The sequence below is a fragment of the Sphingomonas sp. SP3 genome, from assembly GCF_058514305.1.
In genome coordinates, this window is sequence record NZ_JBZSOE010000001.1 from 761,128 (window position 1) to 778,094 (window position 16,967).

Consider the following 16,967-nt stretch of genomic DNA (forward strand, 5'->3'; position numbering starts at 1 on the left):
TCAGAAACCCACCAGCCGGTCGATCTCGGCGCGAATGCTTGCGAGCGAAGGCAGCGCCCATTCCATGAGCTTCGGGTGATGCGGGCTCGGAATGTCAGGCATCGTCACCCGCGCGACCGGCGCGTCGAGATCGAGGAACGCCTCGTCGGCGACCACCGCCGCAATCTCCGCGCCGAAGCCCCCGGTCCGCAAATCCTCGTGAACGATCAGGCAGCGCCGGGTGCGGCGCACGCTGTCGAGCACCATCTCCTTGTCCCACGGCTGCAGCGTGCGCAGGTCGATAACGTCAGCGCTGACGCCTTCCGCCGCGGCCTCGCAGCGCGGCACCATCGCGCCCCAGGTGACGATCGTAATCTGATCGCCCTCTCGGGTCTTCCTCGCCCGCCCGAACTCCAGCACATAATCGTCGCCCGGCCACGGCCGCCGCGCCCAGGCCTCGTCCAGCATCGCGCGATGCTCGAAGAACAGCACCGGGTCGTTGCCGCGCAAGCTTCCGCGCAGCAGCCCGACCGCATCCTCGGCGTTCGACGGCACCGCCACCTTCCAGCCCGGATTGTGCACGAACTCGACCTCGTTGGTCATCGAATGCCACGGGTCGCCGCATTTGAAGAAACCGCCCGGCACGCGCAGCACCATCGGCGCGGCGAAGCGGTTGTGCGTCCGCCAGCGCATCGTGCCGACATCGTGGATCTGCTCGGTCGCGGGCTCCGCATATTTGCGGAACTGGATTTCCGGCACCGGCATCAGGCCGGCGAGCGCCATGCCGACCGCGCGCCCGACGATCCCCTCTTCGTTCAGCGATGTGTCGAACACCCGCTCCTTGCCGAACTTCTCCTGTAACCCGAGCGTCACCGCATGGACGCCGCCCTTGGGGCCGACATCCTCGCCAAACACCAGCACGCGCGGATTGGATTCAATCTCTTGGTCGAGCACGCGGCGGATCGCGGTGACCATGTTGATCCGCTGGCCCTCGCCGCGCGGCTGGTCTGTCGACGCGGGCGCGTCGTAGCCGGCGTTCCACAGTCCGCCGACCTGCTGCAGCTCGCCCTCGTGAAACACGTGGCTCGTCACGTTCTCGGGCGACGACACGCCGCGCGCCTCGGCTTCCGCGCGCGCCGCCTCGACCTGCCACGCCGCCTCGCGCTCAAGATCGGCCCATTGCGTTTCGCCGACCTGGTGCCGCGCGACGTGCGCCTTGAGCTTGGGCAGCGGGTCGCGCGCCCATTCGGCCGCGACTTCTTCTTCCGACTTGTAGGTCTGGGTGTCCTGGTAGCTATGGCCTTCGAGGCGCGGCACGGTCAGCCGCAACAGCACCGGCCCGCGCCGGCCGCGCACATGGGCGACCGCCTCGTCGATCAGCCGCGATGCTTCGACCGGGTCGGTGCCGTCGCCGTTGAAGATCGTGAGGCCGGTGAAGCTTTCGAGGTTCGCCGCGATATTCTTGCCCGGCGTCTGGTAATCCGACGGCACGGAGATGCCGTAACCGTTATCTTCGATGTAGATTAACATCGGCAACTGTTGCGTAGTAGCAATAGTTAGCGCGGACCAAAATCCGCCGGTTGCGCAGCTCGCGTCTCCGCCCAGCACCAGGCTCAGCGAGTCTTCCGGCCCCTCGCCCAATACCTGCTGCTTGTAAGCGATCGCCTGCGCCCATCCGGCGGCCGGCGTATATTGCGCGCCGACCCCGCCGCACATCGGCAGCGCGTGGGCGCCGCCGGGGTTGGGGTAGTTGAATACGACGCCAATATCGCGCCCGTCCGAATAGCCGCCGGCAAGTCCCATGCCCGAGCCCAGCGCATCGGCCAGCGGCACGCCGAGCGACAGGAGCAACGGCCGCGACCGGTAATAGCCGAACACCCCGTCGCCATCCTTCAGGTGGAGTCCGAGCAGCACCTGCGCCATGTCATGACCGCGCGCGGAAAATTGGTAGAGGACCTTCTTCGCCGGAACGAGCTCTTCTTCCTCGATCCGATCCATCTCGCGGCTGGTCAGGACCAGCCTTGCGACCTCACGCCAGTCCACGTCGGCGGACACCTCAAATCGCTGCGCAGCTTGGCCCGGGTCGCGATCGGCCATGGTCGGGTTACGCTCCGAGCGCTTCGACCACGGCGGCCGTAAATCGGTCGATCTGGCCGTCGCCCATGCCGACGACGTTGAAGCGGCCGCTGTCGGCCATGTAGATTGCATGGTCGGTGCGCAGCTTCAGCACCTGCTCCTTGCTCAGCGGCAGCATCGAGAACATGCCGAATTGCTTGCCGATGAAGGCGAGCCTCGGGTCGGCTGACGCGATCCGCTGGCGAACGCTGTTGATCCGGTCCCGCATCGCCTCAAGCTCGACCAGCCAGCGCGCGTGAAGTTCCGGATCCTCGAGAATGATGTGGGCGCAGGCCGCGCCATGATCGGGCGGCATCGACCACATCTCGCGCGCGCGCTGGAACACGTGCGCCATCGCGGTCGCGGTCGCTTCGGGCGAGCCCGTCTTGATGAACAGCGAGCCGACGCGGTCGCGATAGCAGCTGAAATTCTTGTCGCAGCTTTGCGCGATGATCACCTCGTCGCACGCGTCGAGCATCAGCCGCACGCCGAACGCATCCTCGTCGAGTCCGCGTCCAAAGCCCTGATATGCGATGTCGATGAGCGGAATGAGTCCGCGCTCGGACACGACCCGCACCACTTCGCGCCACTGGTCCTCATCGAGGTCGGCGCCCGTTGGGTTGTGGCAGCAGCCGTGCAGAAGCGCGACGTCGCCCGGCCGCGCGCCGTTCAATGCTGCAATCATGTCGTCAAAGCGAATGACGCCCTGCCCGCGCTCGTAATAGGGATATTCGTCCATCCCGAGCCGCACCGCCTCGATGATCGGCGGATGGTTGGGCCAGGTCGGCGTTCCGACCAGCACACGCGTATCGGAATTCATCGTCGCGAGGAGCTCGAACCCTAGGCGAAGAGCACCGCAGCCGCCGGGTGTCTGCACGCCAAGGATGCGGTCGTCGCTGGCATGGTGGCCGAGCAGGATCGGCCGGATAAGCTCCGCGAAGCGCTTGTCGCCCGCGCTCCCGAGATAGGCCTTGGTCGTCTGCGTATCGAGCAGCCTTTGCTCGGCTTCTTTCATCACCTTCAGGATCGGCGTGTTGCCCGCACCGTCCCGGAATACGCCGACGCCGACGTCGATCTTGTCCGGCCGCGGATCGGCATTGCACAGCGCAATCAGCGCGAGCAGCGAATCGCTGTGAACGGGCGGAAGATCGGCCAGTCCCTTGGGCCGCGCTTTGGTCTCGGTCAGCATGGAATGGCGATTAGCGACTTCACGCGTCGTAATCCACCGCAACGCCGTCCCCGACCGGGACCGACTGGCAGGTCAGGACATAGCCCGCGGCGACTTCCTCGTCGGTCAGGCCGTAGCGCGCAGCCATCTCGACCTTGCCGCTGGTCACGCGGGCCCGGCATGTCGCGCACACGCCCGCCTTGCAGGCGAACGGCGCGGGAAGGCCGGAAGCGCGCGCGCTGTCGAGGATGTTGCCGGCCGTGAACGGCACGCGCCGCGTCCGCCCGTCGAGGGTCACCGAAACGCTGACCCCTTCCGCCTTGGTCTGAAGCTCGGCGATCTCGCGCGTGACTTCGCCCGGCGCGCGGTCGGCCGTGAAGCGCTCGATATGGATCCGGTCCCTGGGCACGTTGCGGTCGAGCAACGCGCCCTCGGCCGCATCCATCATCGGCCCGGGCCCGCAGATGAACCAGCCATCGACCTGGGCCGCGTCGCGCACTAGGGCCGCAATAGCTTCGTCCAGCCGCTCGCGATTGAGCATCCCGTTGAACAGCTCGATGTCCTGCTCTTCCTGGTCGAGGAAATGATAAATCTCGAACCTTCCGAGATATTTGTCCTTGAGCGCTGCAAGCGCTTCGAGGAAAATGACTGAGCTGCTGTCGCGGTTTCCGTAAAGCAAGGTGAAGCGGCTGTTCGGCTCTGCTTTCAGCAAGGTCCGGATCAGCGACATCACCGGCGTGATCCCCGACCCACCAGCGATACCGACCAGGTGACGGCTGTTCGCGTCGGAAAATTCGGTGGTGAAGCTGCCGTGTGGCGGCATCACCTCGACCATGTCCCCGGCCTTTAGTTCATCGCCGACCCAGTTGGAAAACAGGCCCCCGCCGATCCGCTTCACGGTCACCAGCCAGTCGCTCGAATCCGGCGCGGTGCATAGCGAGTAATTGCGCCGCACCTCTTCACCGTTGAGGGTCGTGCGAAGCGTCAAATGCTGGCCGGCCTTGAACGCGAACTTGTCGCGAAGCTCGGGCGGCACCTGGAACCTGATCGAGTTGGCGTCGGCCGTCTCTGCTACGATCTCCGCAACCCGAAGCGCGTGAAAATGCTCGGCCATCTCGCGGGCTTACCAGGTCGCGTCGGGGTAGGTGCGCGGCAGATATTGCATCACCGCGAGCAAATGGCCGAGATGCTCGCTGTGGTGACCGCGCCGTCCGCCGAGAATCGGGCGTTGGTCCGCGGGTACTTCCAGCTTCGCGTCGGCGAGGATCGCGCCGATCGCGGAACGATAGTCTTGTTCGAACTCGCGCGGGTCGAGCGCGATACCGGCGTCGATCGCCGCCTGCATGGCTTCATCGACCTCGAACAGTTCGGGCACGAAGCGCCAGTTCCATTCGAGCCCCTCGGCCATGCGTCGCGCGCTTTCCTCGGTGCCGTCGCCGAGCCGCACTGTCCATTCATTCGCGAGCTCGCGGTGATAGGCGACCTCCTTGACCGCCTTGGCCGCGAACTCACGCAGGAACTGGTCGGACGATTGGGTGAGCCGCTGAAGCAACATTTGCTGCCAGGTGGAATAGAGGAGGTGCCGGGCGATGGTTTGTGCGAAGTCGCCGTTCGGTTGCTCGACCAGCAGGCAATTGTGGAAGTCGAGGACGTCGCGGTGGAAGGCGAGCTGGTCCGCGTCCCCGGCCTGGCCGAGCAGCAGGGTCGCCTGCCCCACATAATCGAGCGCCAAATTGGCAAGGCTGATGTCGACCTCGAGCACCGGCCCGTGGCCGCACCATTCGGACAAACGCTGCCCCAGCACCAAAGCGTCATCGCCAAGGCGCAGCAGATAATCCGTGCGGGGATCGACGGCGACGCTCGCCATTAGCGGTTCCCCTGCGCAGGCAGGGGTCCAGTCCGGACGACAAAGAGTCTGGGCTCCTGCCTTCGCAGGAGCACAGTCCGGATCATATGTGCTTCACCTCGTCCGGGATGTCGTAGAAGGTCGGGTGGCGGTAGATCTTGCTTTCCGCTGGCTCGAACAGCTCGCCCGCCTGGTCAGGGTCGGAAGCGACAATGTCGGCGGAGCGCACCACCCACAGGCTCACCCCTTCTTGCCGCCGCGTGTACGTATCCCGGGCATGAGCGAGCGCGAGCTCCTGGTCAGGAGCATGAACGCTGCCAACGTGGCGATGCGAAAGACCGCCTTTCGCACGAACGAAGACTTCCCAGAGCGGCCAGTCACCTTTTGTCCCTCCACTACTCACGCCGCCTTGCGCTCCTGGCGCTTGGCTTGATGCGCGGCGGCCGCCTCGCGGACCCAGGCGCCATTGTCCCAGGCATCGCGGCGCGCCTTCATCCGCTCCTTGGCGACCGGGCCTTCGCCGCGAACGACCGCGTAAAACTCTTCCCAATCGACCACGCCGAAATCGTAGCCGCCCTTTTTCTCGTTCCACTTCACCGCCGGGTCGGGGACGGTCAGCCCCAGGAAGTCAGCCTGCGGGACGGTGATGTCGACGAACTTCTGCCGAAGCTCGTCATTGGTCTCGCGCTTGATCCGCCAGCGCATTGACTGGGCGGTGTTGGGAGAATTCTCGTCCGGCGGCCCGAACATCATCAGACTCGGCCACCACCAGCGGTTGAGCGCATCCTGCGCCATGCGCTTCTGATCCGCCGTGCCGTTGGCGAGCGCGATCATGATCTCGTAGCCCTGGCGCTGGTGGAAGCTCTCTTCCTTGCAGATGCGGACCATCGCCCGCGCATACGGGCCATATGACGTGCGCTGCAGCGGCACTTGGTTCATGATCGCCGCGCCATCCACCAGCCAACCGATCGCGCCGATGTCCGCCCAGGTCAGCGTCGGATAATTGAAGATGGTCGAATATTTGGCTTTGCCGCTGTGCAGCGCCTCGATCATCTGCTCGCGGCTCGTGCCGAGCGTTTCCGCCGCGCAGTAGAGGTAGAGCCCGTGGCCCGCCTCATCCTGCACCTTGGCGAGCAGGATCGCCTTGCGGCGCAGCGACGGCGCCCGCGTGATCCAATTGCCCTCGGGCAGCATGCCGACGATCTCGCTATGCGCATGCTGGCTGATCTGCCGCGTCAGCGTGCGCCGATAGGCCTCCGGCATCCAGTCCTTGGGCTCGATGAAGTCGTCCGCGGCGACGCGCGCCTCGAACGCTTCGAGGAGTTTGGGATCCTCGAGATTCTCGATCTTGGCCGTCTTCTGGAGCTCGGTCGTGTACATGGGTCGCGATGTAGCCTCTGGGCGGTCAACGTTCAAATGATGCCAAAGGCGTCACCCCGGACTTGATCCGGGGCCCAGGCTAACAACTTCGCCGCCGAGCGTCCGCGAATAGCCGGTGAATTCCGCGACCGTCCGCCCGTCGTCGGAGCGCACCGTCACCCGGGTGACCCCTGCCCTGCCTTCGCGTGCGACCTCCTGCGCTTCGGCGATCAGCGTTTCGCCTTCGCTCACCTTGTCGAGGAAGATGATCGACGCCTGCGCGGCCATGCTCGCGTGGTTGGCGCCGTTGCACACGTAAGCGAACGCCGTATCGGCGAGCGCGAAGGTCATCCCACCGTGCAGATAGCCGTGGCCGTTCAGCATGTCGGCGCGAACCTTCATCGAAATCCGCGCATAGCCTTCGCGCGCTTCCTCGATCCTAATCCCCCACGCGGGACCCGTGCCCTCCGCAGCGAGCATCGAGCGCGCCACGCGATCAGCAAGTTCGTTTGCGTCCACGCCCTCTCCTTCGCTACTCCGCAAGGAATGGCTTACGAGACCATCGACTTCAAGGCGGACGGCGGCGTTGCGACGATCACGCTCAACCGGCCCGACCGGCTGAACAGCTTCACTCGCGCGATGCACGGCGAACTGCGCGACGCGCTCGCCAACCTCGGCGATGCGCGCGTCGTCGTGTTGACCGGCGCGGGCCGCGGCTTTTGCGCCGGGCAGGACCTGAACGACCGAGCCGTCGCCCCGGGCGAGGCGGTCGATCTCGGCGATACGGTCAGTGAATGCTGGAACCCGCTCATTCGTACGCTGACCACCCTGCCCCAACCGGTCATCGCCAGGGTCAATGGGGTCGCCGCGGGCGCCGGTGCGAACATCGCGCTCGCCTGCGACATCGTAATCGCGGCGAAATCGGCGAAATTCATTCAAAGTTTCTCTGCAATCGGCCTGATTCCGGACAGCGGCGGCACCTGGGTACTGCCGCGGCTGGTCGGCCAAGCCCGCGCCCTCGGCCTCGCGCTCACCGGCGACCCGCTCCCCGCCGAAACCGCCGCTGAGTGGGGCCTCATCTGGAAGGCCGTCGACGATGCCGCCCTCGATGCTGAGGTGGCGGATATTGCGAAAAGGCTTGCGAACTTGCCGCCACTTGGCCTCTCCGCGATCAAGGAGATGATCCGCGCGTCGTGGCAGCACAGCCTGGATGAGGAGCTGGAGTTGCAGGCCGGGACCATGCGCCGACTCGGCTTCACCGAAGATTATCGCGAAGGCGTCGCCGCCTTCCTCGAGAAGCGCCCGCCCAAGTTCGTCGGCCGCTGATGACCACCATTGTCTATCGTACCTTGCCCGGCACCCGCGCCGCGGTCGGCCGCGCCGATCGTCACAGCGTCGTGGTCGACCGGCCTGAAGGCCGCGCCGGCGGCCTGGGGCTTGGCTTCAACGGCGGCGAGCTGCTCGCGCTCGCGCTCGGCGGCTGCCTCTGCAACGATCTTCAGGTGCTGGCCGAGGAGATGGGGCTGGTCGTCGAGGACCTCGAGATCGCCGTGTCGCTCGATTTCGACGGCAGGCCATCGCGCACCACAGCAGCGAAGATCGAGATCAAGTGTGATCTGGCCGATGGTGCCGACCCGATCGAACTGATCGAGCGCGCCAAGGCCTTCACCAACATCGGCAATAGCGTCCAGGCCGGCATCCCGGTCACGATCAAGGCCGCGCCGAGATGATCGTCTCTGCGCTCCACAAGTTCATCTTCGTTGCCATCCCCAAAACGGGTACTCATTCAGTCCGTCAGGCGCTTCGGGCGCACCTGGGCCCGCAGGATCTTGAGCAGGTCGGGCTGTTCGTGCAAAAGAAATTCCCGATTCCGGAGCTGGCGCGGCTGCAGCATGGCCATCTCAGCCTGGCCCAGGTTCGGCCCTACCTGCGTCGCGAGGAATTCGCCGAATTCTTCAAGTTCGCCTTCGTTCGCAATCCGTTCGACCGCTTCGTCTCTTACTGTGCCTTCATGAGCCGCCAGTCGGGGGAATTCGAGCGCGATCCCAAGGCGGTGATGCAGCATTTCATCGCCGACCCGCCATGGCCGCACATCCTGTTCCAGCCGCAGCACAGCTTTGTGACGAGCAGTGAAGGCGAAATGCTTGCCGACGATGTCGGCCGCGTCGAGGAAATGCAGGCATCATACGACCGGATCGCGGCGCGCATCGGCATTCCGACCGCCGCGCTCGACAAGGTGAACAGCTCCGACCGCAAGGACTACCGCGACTATTATGATCAATCGCTGATCGACGGGGTAGCCAAGCTCTACGCGCGCGACCTAGAATTGTTCGGCTACGAGTTTTGAGATGATCGCCCCCAACCCGCGCAAGACAACGTCCATTCGCCAACTCGGCAAGGTCGAGATTGAGCCGCTGCGCGACGCCGTCCTGGCGCTCCCTGAAGCCCTGTGGGACGCGGAGAATGAGACCAAGCCCAACCGTTTCGGCGCGCTCGATGCGACACGCCACATCATCTTCCGCTTCGTCTCAAATTTCCTCGACTGGCGCGATTCCTACGAGCGGCCGCTGTGGGATGAGTGGAAGTCGCTGCTCGAGCCGGTGCTCAACGCAGCAACGGCTCCCTACGGCTATGAACGCGGCGCCTTTCCCCGCGTGATGCTGGCGCGGATGGCGCCGGGCGGCGTAATCCACCCCCACCGCGACCAAAACCCGGCGGCGAAATGGCCGCACAAGATCCATGTGCCGCTGCTGACCAACGAAGACGTCACCTTCTACGTTGACGGAAATGCTTACCACTTTGCCGAGGGCGAGGCGGTGGAGGTCAACAACATGGGGCTCCATGCGGTCGAGAACCGCGGCACGACCGACCGCATCCATCTGATCTTCGAATATTACGACCTCGACCAGCCGGAGCCGGCGTGGCTGGCGCAGGTGCAGCAGGCGGCCGCAGCACGATAGCCATGGAAATCAGCGCGTTGCTCGACCACGCGAGCGCGCTCGAAGAGGCCGGTCGGCTGGAAGAAGCGCTGGCTGAGGCATGGCGTGCGCTCGATCTTCAGCCTGATGATCCACGTGCGAAACGCATGATCGCGCGACTCTTGCGATTCCATCCCGCTCTCGCCTCCGATGACCGAAAGCCAGATCTAGAACGGTTGCTATCGGACCCCGATTTCGATCCCGATGCCATTACCTCGGCCGGCTGGATGCTTCTGATCAAGCAGCAGAAGCTCTCGCCTGGTGACGATGCCCAAGTGATGGCTGAAACTCTCGAGGATGAGGCTCTGGCCATCAGCTTGCTCCACGAGGGATGCGTTTGCGTTCTGGACGCCGAGCTGGCGTTGGCGAGCGTGCGCCGCTTTCTGCTGTTCGGTGAAAGGTGGCCGGATTTCCCCCTCCTCACCCAGGCACTCGTCGCGCAGGCCGCGCACAATGGCGGCGCGTGGCCGTTCAATGCGAAAGAACATTCGGCCTTGGAAAGAGGCGATGCAGGAGCGTTCGCCGCCGCTTATTTTCCTGAGCGCCCCTCTGTCTCCAACGGCGCAGCCTTCGGCGAAGTCGTGACTCAGGCGATCGCAGACCAATATGTTGGTTGGCCATACCCGGTGTGGTCTCGGCTGCTGGCGCCGAACCCGACCACGGTCCCGCGAATGGTCGAGAAACTGGACGGCGGGCGGCAGTCTGGGCTGACCGTCGAGGCGGATGTGCTCGTTGCCGGTTGCGGCACTGGGCACGAAGCGGCCTTGCTCGCTAAACGATTTCCCGACGCGCGCATCACCGCGATCGACATCAGCACTACTTCGCTTGCTTACGCGGCCGAGCGTTGCCGTGGCCTGGGCATCGAGTTTCATTTGGTCGACCTGCACGAAGTGGCTCGTCTCGGACGCCGCTTCGACCTCATTTCCTGTTCCGGCGTTCTTCATCACCTCCCTAGTCCGGAAGGTGGCTGGGCGAAGCTTGTCGAGGTGCTGAAGCCTGGCGGCGTCATGAACATAATGGTCTACAGCCGGGTGGCGCGCCTCACTGTGCAGGCCGCGCAGTTTCACATTGCCGACCTTCGCGATCAACCGGTCGATGACGAGCTGCTGCGTACAGTGCGCCTGCGGCTGATTGAGAAGGCGCCGCGGTTCGTGGCCGGTTCCCCCGATTTCTTCAGCCTCGGCGGCGTGCATGACCTGCTGCTCAACCGGCACGAAGACCCATTCGATGTGCCGCGCATTGCGCGAGCGGTGGACCAGCTCGGGCTGGAGTTGCTGAAATTCAGACTGCCGACTCGTGCTGCGGAAGCGCGCTATCTGCGAGAGCATCCGGAAGACGGCCTGTTTCGCGATGTTGACGCTTGGGCGGCGCTCGAGAGGGCGGAGCCGTTCCTGTTTTCTGAGATGTACGATTTCTGGTGTCGCCGAGCGCTATGACGTCTCAGTGCTAATGAGGGCGGCAAATTTGTTGAGGTCGATATTGCCGCCCGAGACGACGCAGACGATTGGCCCCTCCGCCTGATCCGTCAAAGCCGCGGCAAGCGACAGCGCGCCCGCTCCTTCCGCGATCGTCCGCGATTTCTCCGCGATCAACCGCATCGCGTCGCGCGCCTGGTCGAGCGTCACGGTGATCGCTCCGTCGACCACCGGTTGCATCCGCTGCCACATGCGCTCCGTCACGCTCTTGCCGCCGGCGCCGTCGACGAAGCTCGCCTCCCAATCGGTAAACTTGCGCGGTCCGCCCTCACGCAATGACAAGGCATAGGGTGCAGCGGTCTCGGGTTCGGCGCCGATCACGGTGACGTCCGGCCGCATCGCCTTGATGGCGCTCCCGACGCCAGTGATCAGGCCGCCGCCGCCGATCGCGCAGATGACGGTGCGCACGTCCGGACAATCCTCCAATATCTCAAGCCCCATCGTCCCGTGACCGGCGATGAAGTCATGATTGTCGAACGGATGCACGAAGGTGGCGTCCAATCCCTCGAACGCATGTTCTTCTGCCGCGACCCATGCCTGTTCGTAGGAAACCGGGACAATCGTCGCGCCGAGCGCCCGCATCCGATCGAGCTTGGTCTGTGGCGCCGTCTCGATCGCGACGACCGTGCACGGCACGCCATGCTTGCGCGCGGCAAAGGCGACGCCTTGGCCGGCATTGCCGGCGCTGATCGTCCAGACGCCCTTCGCGCGCGCTTCGTCCGACAGCTTGGCCACCGCATTGCTCGCGCCGCGAATCTTGTAGGCGTTGGTCGGCTGGAGGTTCTCGAGCTTCAGGTAAATGCCGTCGTCGAACTTTACGAGCGGAGTGCGCAACACAGTCCCGGAAATGCGGTCGCGAGCGGCTTCGATGTCGCCGATCGCAATCGGTCTGACCGGATCAATCATCACGTGCGCCCTTCCTGCTCACTGCCGACTTCTTCTAAGGAGCCGACATGAAGACTCTCAAGCTCCTAAATTACGAGCGCGACCGCTGGATCGGCGGCGACGGCAACCTGGCGGAAATCCCGAGCGCCATCGACGGTACCCCGGTGGCGATGACGGGTTCAAACGGCGTCGATTTCGGCGGCATGCTGCGCCATGCGCGCGAAGTCGGCGGCCCGGCGCTGCGCAAGCTGACCTTTCACGACCGGGCACGAATGGTGAAAGCGCTCGGCCTCGCGATCATGGCCCGCAAGGAGGAGCTGTACGAGCTCAACTATCTGACCGGCGCGACGCGCAAGGACGGTTGGATCGATATCGAGGGCGGCGCAGGCACGCTCTTTTCCTTCTCGTCCAAGGGCCGGCGCGAGCTTCCCGACGCCCATGTGTTGCTTGATGGCCAGCTCGAAGGCCTGTCGAAGCAGGGCACGTTTGTCGGCCAGCACATCTACACGCCGCTCCAAGGCGCGGCGGTCCACATCAACGCCTTCAACTTTCCGGTCTGGGGGATGCTTGAGAAGCTGGCCCCTACCCTTCTCGCCGGTGTTCCAGCGATCGTGAAGCCCGCGTCGGCCACCGCTTACCTGTGCGAAGCGGCGTTCCGCGTGATGATTGAGGCAAACATCCTCCCGCCTGGCGCGATCCAGCTGATCGTCGGCGGTGTTGGGGACCTGTTTGACCACCTGACTGGCCAGGACGTGGTGAGCTTCACCGGATCCGCGCAGACTGCGCTGAAGCTCCGGACTCACCCGATTGTCGTACGAGAGTCGGTCCGCTTCGTTGCCGAACAGGACAGCCTTAACGCCTCGCTGCTTGGGCCGGACGCCGCGCCGGGCACGCCGGAGTTCGACCTCTTCATCAAGGAAGTTGCCAACGAGATGACGGTGAAGGCGGGGCAGAAGTGCACCGCGATCCGTCGCGCGATGGCCCCGGCCGAACATCTCGATGCTGTGCAGCAAGCGCTCAGCGAGCGGCTCGCCAAGACCAAGGTGGGCGATCCGCGCGCCGAGGATACGCGCATGGGTGCGCTCGTCAGCGTCAGCCAGCGCGACGATGTCCGCCAGAAGATCGCCGAGCTCGAGGCCGCCGGTGCCCGCATCGTTGCCGGCGATCCCGCCGCCGAGCCCCCCGTTGCAGGCGGCGCATTCATGCCCCCGGTGCTGCTCCGCGCTGACGATCCGTGGGGCGCCGCGGCGGTTCACGATTGCGAACCGTTCGGTCCCGTTTCCACCATCATGCCCTACCGCGACATCGACGACGCGATTGCGCTCGCCAACCGAGGCAAGGGCAGCCTTGTCCTCTCGATGTTCACCCACTCACCGGAGGCGGCACGAGAGTTCGTGCAAGGCGCCGCGGCCTATCACGGGCGAATGCTGGTGCTGAACCGCGACAATGCCGCGGAATCGACCGGCCACGGCTCGCCCCTCCCCGTCCTGGTCCATGGCGGGCCGGGCCGTGCCGGCGGCAGCGAGGAAATGGGCGGCGTGCGTGGGGTCAAGCATTACATGCAGCGCACCGCGCTCCAGTCGTCGCCGGCCATGATCGCCGCGATCACCGAGCAATACATCCACGGCGCGCCCAAGCATCCGATCGACGTCCACCCGTTCCGCAAGAGGATGTCGGAGCTTGCCATTGGCGATACGCTCAGGACCGCCAGCCGCACGGTCACGCTCGAGGACATCGAGCATTTCGCGAATTTCACCGGCGATAAATTCTACGCCCACATGGACGAGGAAGCGGCCAAGGCTTCGCCGATCTTCGAAGGCCGCGTCGCCCACGGCTATCTGATCCTGAGCTTCGCGGCGGGCCTGTTCGTCGACCCCGACCCGGGCCCGGTGCTGGCCAATACCGGCCTCGAAAATCTGCGCTTCCTTACCCCGCTCTATCCCGGCGATTCGATGCGCGTGGAGCTGAGCGTCCGCGCAAAATCGCTGAAGAGCGAGGATACCGGCGTCGTCCGCTGGGCCGTCGAGATCTTCAACCAGCGTGACGAGCTGGTCGCGACCTACGACCTGCTTACGGAAAACGTTCCGTAACGAAGGCACATTCAGCGACAACCGTTCGTTGACGCGTTGAATTCCTCAGGAGAGCGACGATGAAGATCAGCGATGTGATGACGCGAGACGTGCAGACCGTTCGACCCGACCAGCCCGTCCAGGATGCCGCGAACTTCATGCTGAGCGCCGATGCGGGCTCGATCCCTGTCACTGAAGGCGATCGGCTGATCGGCATGATCACCGATCGCGACATTGCCGTTCGCGGCATCGCCAAGGGTTACGGCCCGGATACGCCCGTCCGCGATCTCATGACCGACGATCTGATCGTGGTCCGGATCGACGATGACATCGAGGAAGCGGCGAGCAAGATGAGCCAGGCGCAGGTCCGCCGCCTGCCGGTGATTGATTCCGAGGAGCGCCTGTGCGGGATCGTCAGTCTCGGCGATCTAAGTCGCGAAACCGACAGCGAAACCGCTTCGCAAGCGTTGGAAGGCGTTAGCCAGCCGGGCGGCCAGCATCAGCAATAGGACTTAGCGCCCCTATTAGCGCCCGGCGATTTCCTTGATAGCCTGATCGACGACCTTCGCGTCCGTCGCCGCATCGTGGCGCTCGGCGATCAGCTTGGCTGCGGCTTTCGAAGCGGCGTCAGCAGCCGCGGCGCGCAGCTGCTCGACGGCAGAGCGTTCTTCGGCGGCGATCTTGTCCTCGGCCATGCGCGTGCGGCGCTCGATCAGCGCTTCGGCGTCGGTCTTAGCCTTGGCGACGATCTCGTCGGCCTCATGCTTCGCGCGCTCGATCAGCGCGGCCCGGTCCTTGTCTGCCGACTTGGCCTTCTTCTCATATTCGGCCTTGAGCGCTTCCGCTTCTTTCCGGAGTGATTCCGCCTCGGCGAGCTGGTCGCGGATCAGCGCAATCTTGGAATCCAGAGAGTTCGCAACGGTTCTGTGAAGTTTGCCGCGCAGGAGAATGGCAATCACAACGAGCATCGCGATTGCGATCCAAGAAGGTGCCGTCAGCCCGAACGCGCTCGGCTCAGCCGATTCCGGGGCTTCCGCGATGATTAGCGTGGCGAGGGCAATATTAGACATTCAGCTCGGCCTTCACCGCTGATTCCGCTTCCTTTTTATCGATGGTTATGCCGGTCAGGCGCTTCACCATCTCCTGGCTGGCTTCTGCCGCCACCGCTTCGATCTCGGCTCTTGCGGCTTCTATGGCTTCGCGGATCTTCGCACTGGCGCCGTCGGCCTTGAGCCCGATCTTGTCCGCGGCCTTCTTCACCTTGGCCTCGGTCGCCTTGGCGCTTTCCTGCCTAGCTTCCTGGGCAATCCGAAAGGCCTCGGCGCGCGCGACATCCATGCGCTCGCGCCACGCCAACTCCGTGTCGTCGGCTTTGGCGCGAGCGGCTTGCGCGGCCTCCAGATCGCCAGCGATGCGCTGCTCGCGAGCATCGACGGTCGACCGAATTTTCGGAACCATACCCCGCCCAATGACGAAATAAATGATCCCAAACACAATCAGCAGCCAGAACAGCTGGGAGAAGAATATCTCCGATAGTTGGTTGATCTGAGGCATGACCGGGGCCGCGTTTGCTGTCGCTTCTTACGCGTGCGGAGGAGCGTAGAGGATGATCATCGATACGACGAACGCGATCAGGCCGAGTAGCTCGGCCAGCGCGAAGCCGATGAGGACGCGTGTGAACTGACTGTCCGAAGCAGCGGGATTGCGCACGGCGCTTTCCAGGAACGGGCCCCAGACATTACCGACGCCGATTGCGGCAGCGCCAACGCCAATGGCGGCGAGGCCTGCACCGATTACCTGAGCAGCTGCAAGATCCATAACGAGAACTCCTTAGATTGAACTTAGTGAAGATTGACGGCGTCGTTGAGATAGACGGCAGTCAACAAGGTGAAGACGTAGGCCTGGATAAGACAGACCAAAATTTCCAGCAGGCCGATGAACACCACGAACAGGAAGCTGAGGAATCCAACCCCGATTCCGAGTGCTCCGCCGCTCAACCCATTAACGATGAAATTGCCGAACACCTCCATCAGCACGTGGCCGGCGAAGATTGCGACAAACAAACGCAGGCCGAGACTGAACGGACGAACGAGAAAGCTGATGAGCTCGATCGGGAACAGGAACAGCTGCATGTACCAAGGCACGCCAGGAGGAAGAAACAAAGAGAAGAAATGAAATCCGTGGCGGGAAAAACCCACGATCAGAACAATAGAAAAGCTGATTATGGCAAGCACGCCCGTGATTGAAAAATGACTGGTCGACGCAAAAGGGTGCACACCCGGAATCACCGCGAAAGGCAGAATCCCGAGGAAGTTTGCAACGAGGATGAAGGCGAAAAGCGAGAAAAGTAGTGGCTCAAACTTTTTGCCCTCCGGACCAATGGTCGTGCCCGCCATCTTATTGATCATGCCGGTCAATTCCTCGACCGCCATTTGCCACCGGCCGGGTACGAGCTGGCGCTTCATTCCGAGTGCCATGAACCCAACAATCACGCCGAGCGCGATGAGCATCCAGAGCGCGCTATTCGTCAGGCTGACGTCGTAGCCACCAATATGAAGTGGAACGATCGGCTGCACCTGAAACTGGTGCATCGGATCGAACTTACCCTCGCCCGCCAACTGCTAATCCTTATCTACTTTCGAACCGTCCGCCGCCGACGAAGGCGTCGTCTTGGTCCAATAATAAACGTTTCTGATGCCCACGCCGAAGCCTACGAACATCAGCACGATCATGAACAACGGCTTGGTCTTGAACAGCGTGTCCAAGCCCCAGCCGAACAAAAATCCGCCCGCCGGAGCACCAATCATCTGTCCAGCCAGTCGTTGACCAAACTGGCGGACGCGATCCGGTTGCTCTTTGCCGGTCCGCTTGGCTTCCGCCTGCTGCAAGCGGTCGAGCCGCTGATCGAGCGATTCGAGCCGTGCGTCTGGTGGAAGCTTCGGAACCTCGGTGGCTTCGTCCTCTGCCATGCGTCTCTCCTGTGCGTCGCCCCGGCTGAAATCCTAGGGCCAGACGGGTACGAGAAGCATGGCGGAATTCGACACCGCCAAGGCGCCGCTCCTTTATGAACCGGGGTGTCGATAGTCAACCGCG

20 protein-coding genes are annotated in these 16,967 nt (G+C 63.9%); 7 read left to right on the forward strand and 13 right to left on the reverse strand.

The features are described from left to right. The 7 genes from AC4K8G_RS04025 to paaI form a co-directional block, all read right to left on the reverse strand. Positions 1-2,076 carry an alpha-ketoacid dehydrogenase subunit alpha/beta gene (locus AC4K8G_RS04025; protein WP_491732887.1) on the reverse strand — a complete coding sequence of 692 codons (2,076 nt, stop codon included), beginning with the start codon at positions 2,074-2,076 and terminating at the stop codon, positions 1-3. A gap of 7 nt (positions 2,077-2,083) precedes the next feature. Then, positions 2,084-3,283: an amino acid aminotransferase gene (locus AC4K8G_RS04030; RefSeq protein ID WP_491732888.1), complete on the reverse strand. Its 1,200-nt coding sequence runs from the start codon at positions 3,281-3,283 to the stop codon at positions 2,084-2,086. A 19-nt stretch (positions 3,284-3,302) separates the two neighbouring features. Continuing rightward, the gene (locus AC4K8G_RS04035) at positions 3,303-4,376 is read right to left on the reverse strand and encodes a 2Fe-2S iron-sulfur cluster-binding protein (RefSeq protein WP_491732889.1); all 1,074 of its coding nucleotides are present in this window, start codon (positions 4,374-4,376) and stop codon (positions 3,303-3,305) included. A gap of 9 nt (positions 4,377-4,385) precedes the next feature. Further along, the gene (gene paaC / locus AC4K8G_RS04040) at positions 4,386-5,129 is read right to left on the reverse strand and encodes a 1,2-phenylacetyl-CoA epoxidase subunit PaaC (protein ID WP_491732890.1); all 744 of its coding nucleotides are present in this window, start codon (positions 5,127-5,129) and stop codon (positions 4,386-4,388) included. 82 nt (positions 5,130-5,211) lie between these two features. Further along, positions 5,212-5,511 carry a 1,2-phenylacetyl-CoA epoxidase subunit PaaB gene (paaB, locus tag AC4K8G_RS04045; protein WP_491732891.1) on the reverse strand — a complete coding sequence of 100 codons (300 nt, stop codon included), beginning with the start codon at positions 5,509-5,511 and terminating at the stop codon, positions 5,212-5,214. Then, on the reverse strand, positions 5,508-6,488 hold the full coding sequence (paaA, locus tag AC4K8G_RS04050; protein WP_491732892.1) for a 1,2-phenylacetyl-CoA epoxidase subunit PaaA: 981 nt from the start codon (positions 6,486-6,488) through the stop codon (positions 5,508-5,510). The genes paaB and paaA overlap by 4 nt, the downstream gene beginning before the upstream one ends. 51 nt (positions 6,489-6,539) lie before the next feature. Then, positions 6,540-6,986 (reverse strand): hydroxyphenylacetyl-CoA thioesterase PaaI, encoded by a 447-nt coding sequence (paaI, locus tag AC4K8G_RS04055; RefSeq protein WP_491732893.1) that lies wholly within the window; start codon positions 6,984-6,986, stop codon positions 6,540-6,542. 27 nt (positions 6,987-7,013) lie between these two features. Here paaI and paaG point away from each other — a divergent pair, with 27 nt between their 5' ends. Genes paaG through AC4K8G_RS04080 form a run of 5 tightly spaced genes read left to right on the forward strand, consistent with a single transcriptional unit; the run spans position 7,014 to position 10,881 of the window. After that, positions 7,014-7,793 carry a 2-(1,2-epoxy-1,2-dihydrophenyl)acetyl-CoA isomerase PaaG gene (gene paaG / locus AC4K8G_RS04060; RefSeq protein ID WP_491732894.1) on the forward strand — a complete coding sequence of 260 codons (780 nt, stop codon included), beginning with the start codon at positions 7,014-7,016 and terminating at the stop codon, positions 7,791-7,793. After that, positions 7,793-8,197: an OsmC family protein gene (locus tag AC4K8G_RS04065; protein ID WP_491732895.1), complete on the forward strand. Its 405-nt coding sequence runs from the start codon at positions 7,793-7,795 to the stop codon at positions 8,195-8,197. Before paaG ends, AC4K8G_RS04065 begins: the two co-directional genes overlap by 1 nt. After that, positions 8,194-8,814, forward strand: a complete 621-nt coding sequence (locus AC4K8G_RS04070) for a sulfotransferase family 2 domain-containing protein (RefSeq protein ID WP_491732896.1) — start codon at positions 8,194-8,196, stop codon at positions 8,812-8,814. The genes AC4K8G_RS04065 and AC4K8G_RS04070 overlap by 4 nt, the downstream gene beginning before the upstream one ends. A gap of 1 nt (position 8,815) precedes the next feature. Continuing rightward, positions 8,816-9,427: an aspartyl/asparaginyl beta-hydroxylase domain-containing protein gene (locus AC4K8G_RS04075; RefSeq protein WP_491732897.1), complete on the forward strand. Its 612-nt coding sequence runs from the start codon at positions 8,816-8,818 to the stop codon at positions 9,425-9,427. Further along, entirely contained in the window at positions 9,388-10,881 is a 1,494-nt protein-coding gene (locus AC4K8G_RS04080) for a class I SAM-dependent methyltransferase (RefSeq protein WP_491732898.1), read from the forward strand. The genes AC4K8G_RS04075 and AC4K8G_RS04080 overlap by 40 nt, the downstream gene beginning before the upstream one ends. Here AC4K8G_RS04080 and AC4K8G_RS04085 read toward each other — a convergent pair. Then, positions 10,876-11,826, reverse strand: a complete 951-nt coding sequence (locus AC4K8G_RS04085) for a threonine ammonia-lyase (RefSeq protein WP_491732899.1) — start codon at positions 11,824-11,826, stop codon at positions 10,876-10,878. The two genes, AC4K8G_RS04080 and AC4K8G_RS04085, sit on opposite strands and share 6 nt — an antisense overlap. A gap of 47 nt (positions 11,827-11,873) precedes the next feature. Here AC4K8G_RS04085 and paaZ point away from each other — a divergent pair, with 47 nt between their 5' ends. Both paaZ and AC4K8G_RS04095 read left to right on the forward strand, forming a co-directional pair. Then, positions 11,874-13,895, forward strand: coding sequence for a phenylacetic acid degradation bifunctional protein PaaZ (gene paaZ, locus AC4K8G_RS04090; protein ID WP_491732900.1), 2,022 nt, complete (start codon positions 11,874-11,876; stop codon positions 13,893-13,895). 59 nt (positions 13,896-13,954) lie between these two features. After that, positions 13,955-14,383 carry a CBS domain-containing protein gene (locus AC4K8G_RS04095; RefSeq protein WP_491732901.1) on the forward strand — a complete coding sequence of 143 codons (429 nt, stop codon included), beginning with the start codon at positions 13,955-13,957 and terminating at the stop codon, positions 14,381-14,383. 15 nt (positions 14,384-14,398) lie between these two features. Here the strand turns inward: AC4K8G_RS04095 and AC4K8G_RS04100 are convergent, their stop codons facing one another. Genes AC4K8G_RS04100 through AC4K8G_RS04120 form a run of 5 tightly spaced genes read right to left on the reverse strand, consistent with a single transcriptional unit; the run spans position 14,399 to position 16,843 of the window. Beyond that, on the reverse strand, positions 14,399-14,944 hold the full coding sequence (locus AC4K8G_RS04100) for a F0F1 ATP synthase subunit B family protein (protein ID WP_491732902.1): 546 nt from the start codon (positions 14,942-14,944) through the stop codon (positions 14,399-14,401). Beyond that, entirely contained in the window at positions 14,937-15,428 is a 492-nt protein-coding gene (locus AC4K8G_RS04105) for a F0F1 ATP synthase subunit B family protein (protein ID WP_491732903.1), read from the reverse strand. Before AC4K8G_RS04105 ends, AC4K8G_RS04100 begins: the two co-directional genes overlap by 8 nt. A gap of 27 nt (positions 15,429-15,455) precedes the next feature. Then, positions 15,456-15,692, reverse strand: coding sequence for a F0F1 ATP synthase subunit C (locus AC4K8G_RS04110; protein WP_294072892.1), 237 nt, complete (start codon positions 15,690-15,692; stop codon positions 15,456-15,458). Between the two features lie 23 nt (positions 15,693-15,715). Next, entirely contained in the window at positions 15,716-16,465 is a 750-nt protein-coding gene (locus AC4K8G_RS04115; RefSeq protein WP_491734406.1) for a F0F1 ATP synthase subunit A, read from the reverse strand. A gap of 30 nt (positions 16,466-16,495) precedes the next feature. Next, positions 16,496-16,843, reverse strand: a complete 348-nt coding sequence (locus AC4K8G_RS04120; RefSeq protein WP_491732904.1) for an AtpZ/AtpI family protein — start codon at positions 16,841-16,843, stop codon at positions 16,496-16,498. Positions 16,844-16,967: the final 124 nt, after the last annotated feature.

Bases quoted from the DNA above. Each gene is read 5' to 3' on its own strand.
- AC4K8G_RS04025 (WP_491732887.1), bottom strand. From the start codon at position 2,076: ATGGCCGATCGCGACCCGGGCCAAGCTGCGCAGCGATTTGAGGTGTCC.
- AC4K8G_RS04030 (WP_491732888.1), bottom strand. From the start codon at position 3,283: ATGCTGACCGAGACCAAAGCGCGGCCCAAGGGACTGGCCGATCTTCCG.
- AC4K8G_RS04035 (WP_491732889.1), bottom strand. From the start codon at position 4,376: ATGGCCGAGCATTTTCACGCGCTTCGGGTTGCGGAGATCGTAGCAGAG.
- paaC (WP_491732890.1), bottom strand. From the start codon at position 5,129: ATGGCGAGCGTCGCCGTCGATCCCCGCACGGATTATCTGCTGCGCCTT.
- paaA (WP_491732892.1), bottom strand. From the start codon at position 6,488: ATGTACACGACCGAGCTCCAGAAGACGGCCAAGATCGAGAATCTCGAG.
- paaG (WP_491732894.1), top strand. From the start codon at position 7,014: ATGGCTTACGAGACCATCGACTTCAAGGCGGACGGCGGCGTTGCGACG.
- AC4K8G_RS04065 (WP_491732895.1), top strand. From the start codon at position 7,793: ATGACCACCATTGTCTATCGTACCTTGCCCGGCACCCGCGCCGCGGTC.
- AC4K8G_RS04070 (WP_491732896.1), top strand. From the start codon at position 8,194: ATGATCGTCTCTGCGCTCCACAAGTTCATCTTCGTTGCCATCCCCAAA.
- AC4K8G_RS04075 (WP_491732897.1), top strand. From the start codon at position 8,816: ATGATCGCCCCCAACCCGCGCAAGACAACGTCCATTCGCCAACTCGGC.
- AC4K8G_RS04085 (WP_491732899.1), bottom strand. From the start codon at position 11,826: ATGATTGATCCGGTCAGACCGATTGCGATCGGCGACATCGAAGCCGCT.
- paaZ (WP_491732900.1), top strand. From the start codon at position 11,874: ATGAAGACTCTCAAGCTCCTAAATTACGAGCGCGACCGCTGGATCGGC.
- AC4K8G_RS04095 (WP_491732901.1), top strand. From the start codon at position 13,955: ATGAAGATCAGCGATGTGATGACGCGAGACGTGCAGACCGTTCGACCC.
- AC4K8G_RS04100 (WP_491732902.1), bottom strand. From the start codon at position 14,944: ATGTCTAATATTGCCCTCGCCACGCTAATCATCGCGGAAGCCCCGGAA.
- AC4K8G_RS04105 (WP_491732903.1), bottom strand. From the start codon at position 15,428: ATGCCTCAGATCAACCAACTATCGGAGATATTCTTCTCCCAGCTGTTC.
- AC4K8G_RS04110 (WP_294072892.1), bottom strand. From the start codon at position 15,692: ATGGATCTTGCAGCTGCTCAGGTAATCGGTGCAGGCCTCGCCGCCATT.
- AC4K8G_RS04115 (WP_491734406.1), bottom strand. From the start codon at position 16,465: ATGCACCAGTTTCAGGTGCAGCCGATCGTTCCACTTCATATTGGTGGC.
- AC4K8G_RS04120 (WP_491732904.1), bottom strand. From the start codon at position 16,843: ATGGCAGAGGACGAAGCCACCGAGGTTCCGAAGCTTCCACCAGACGCA.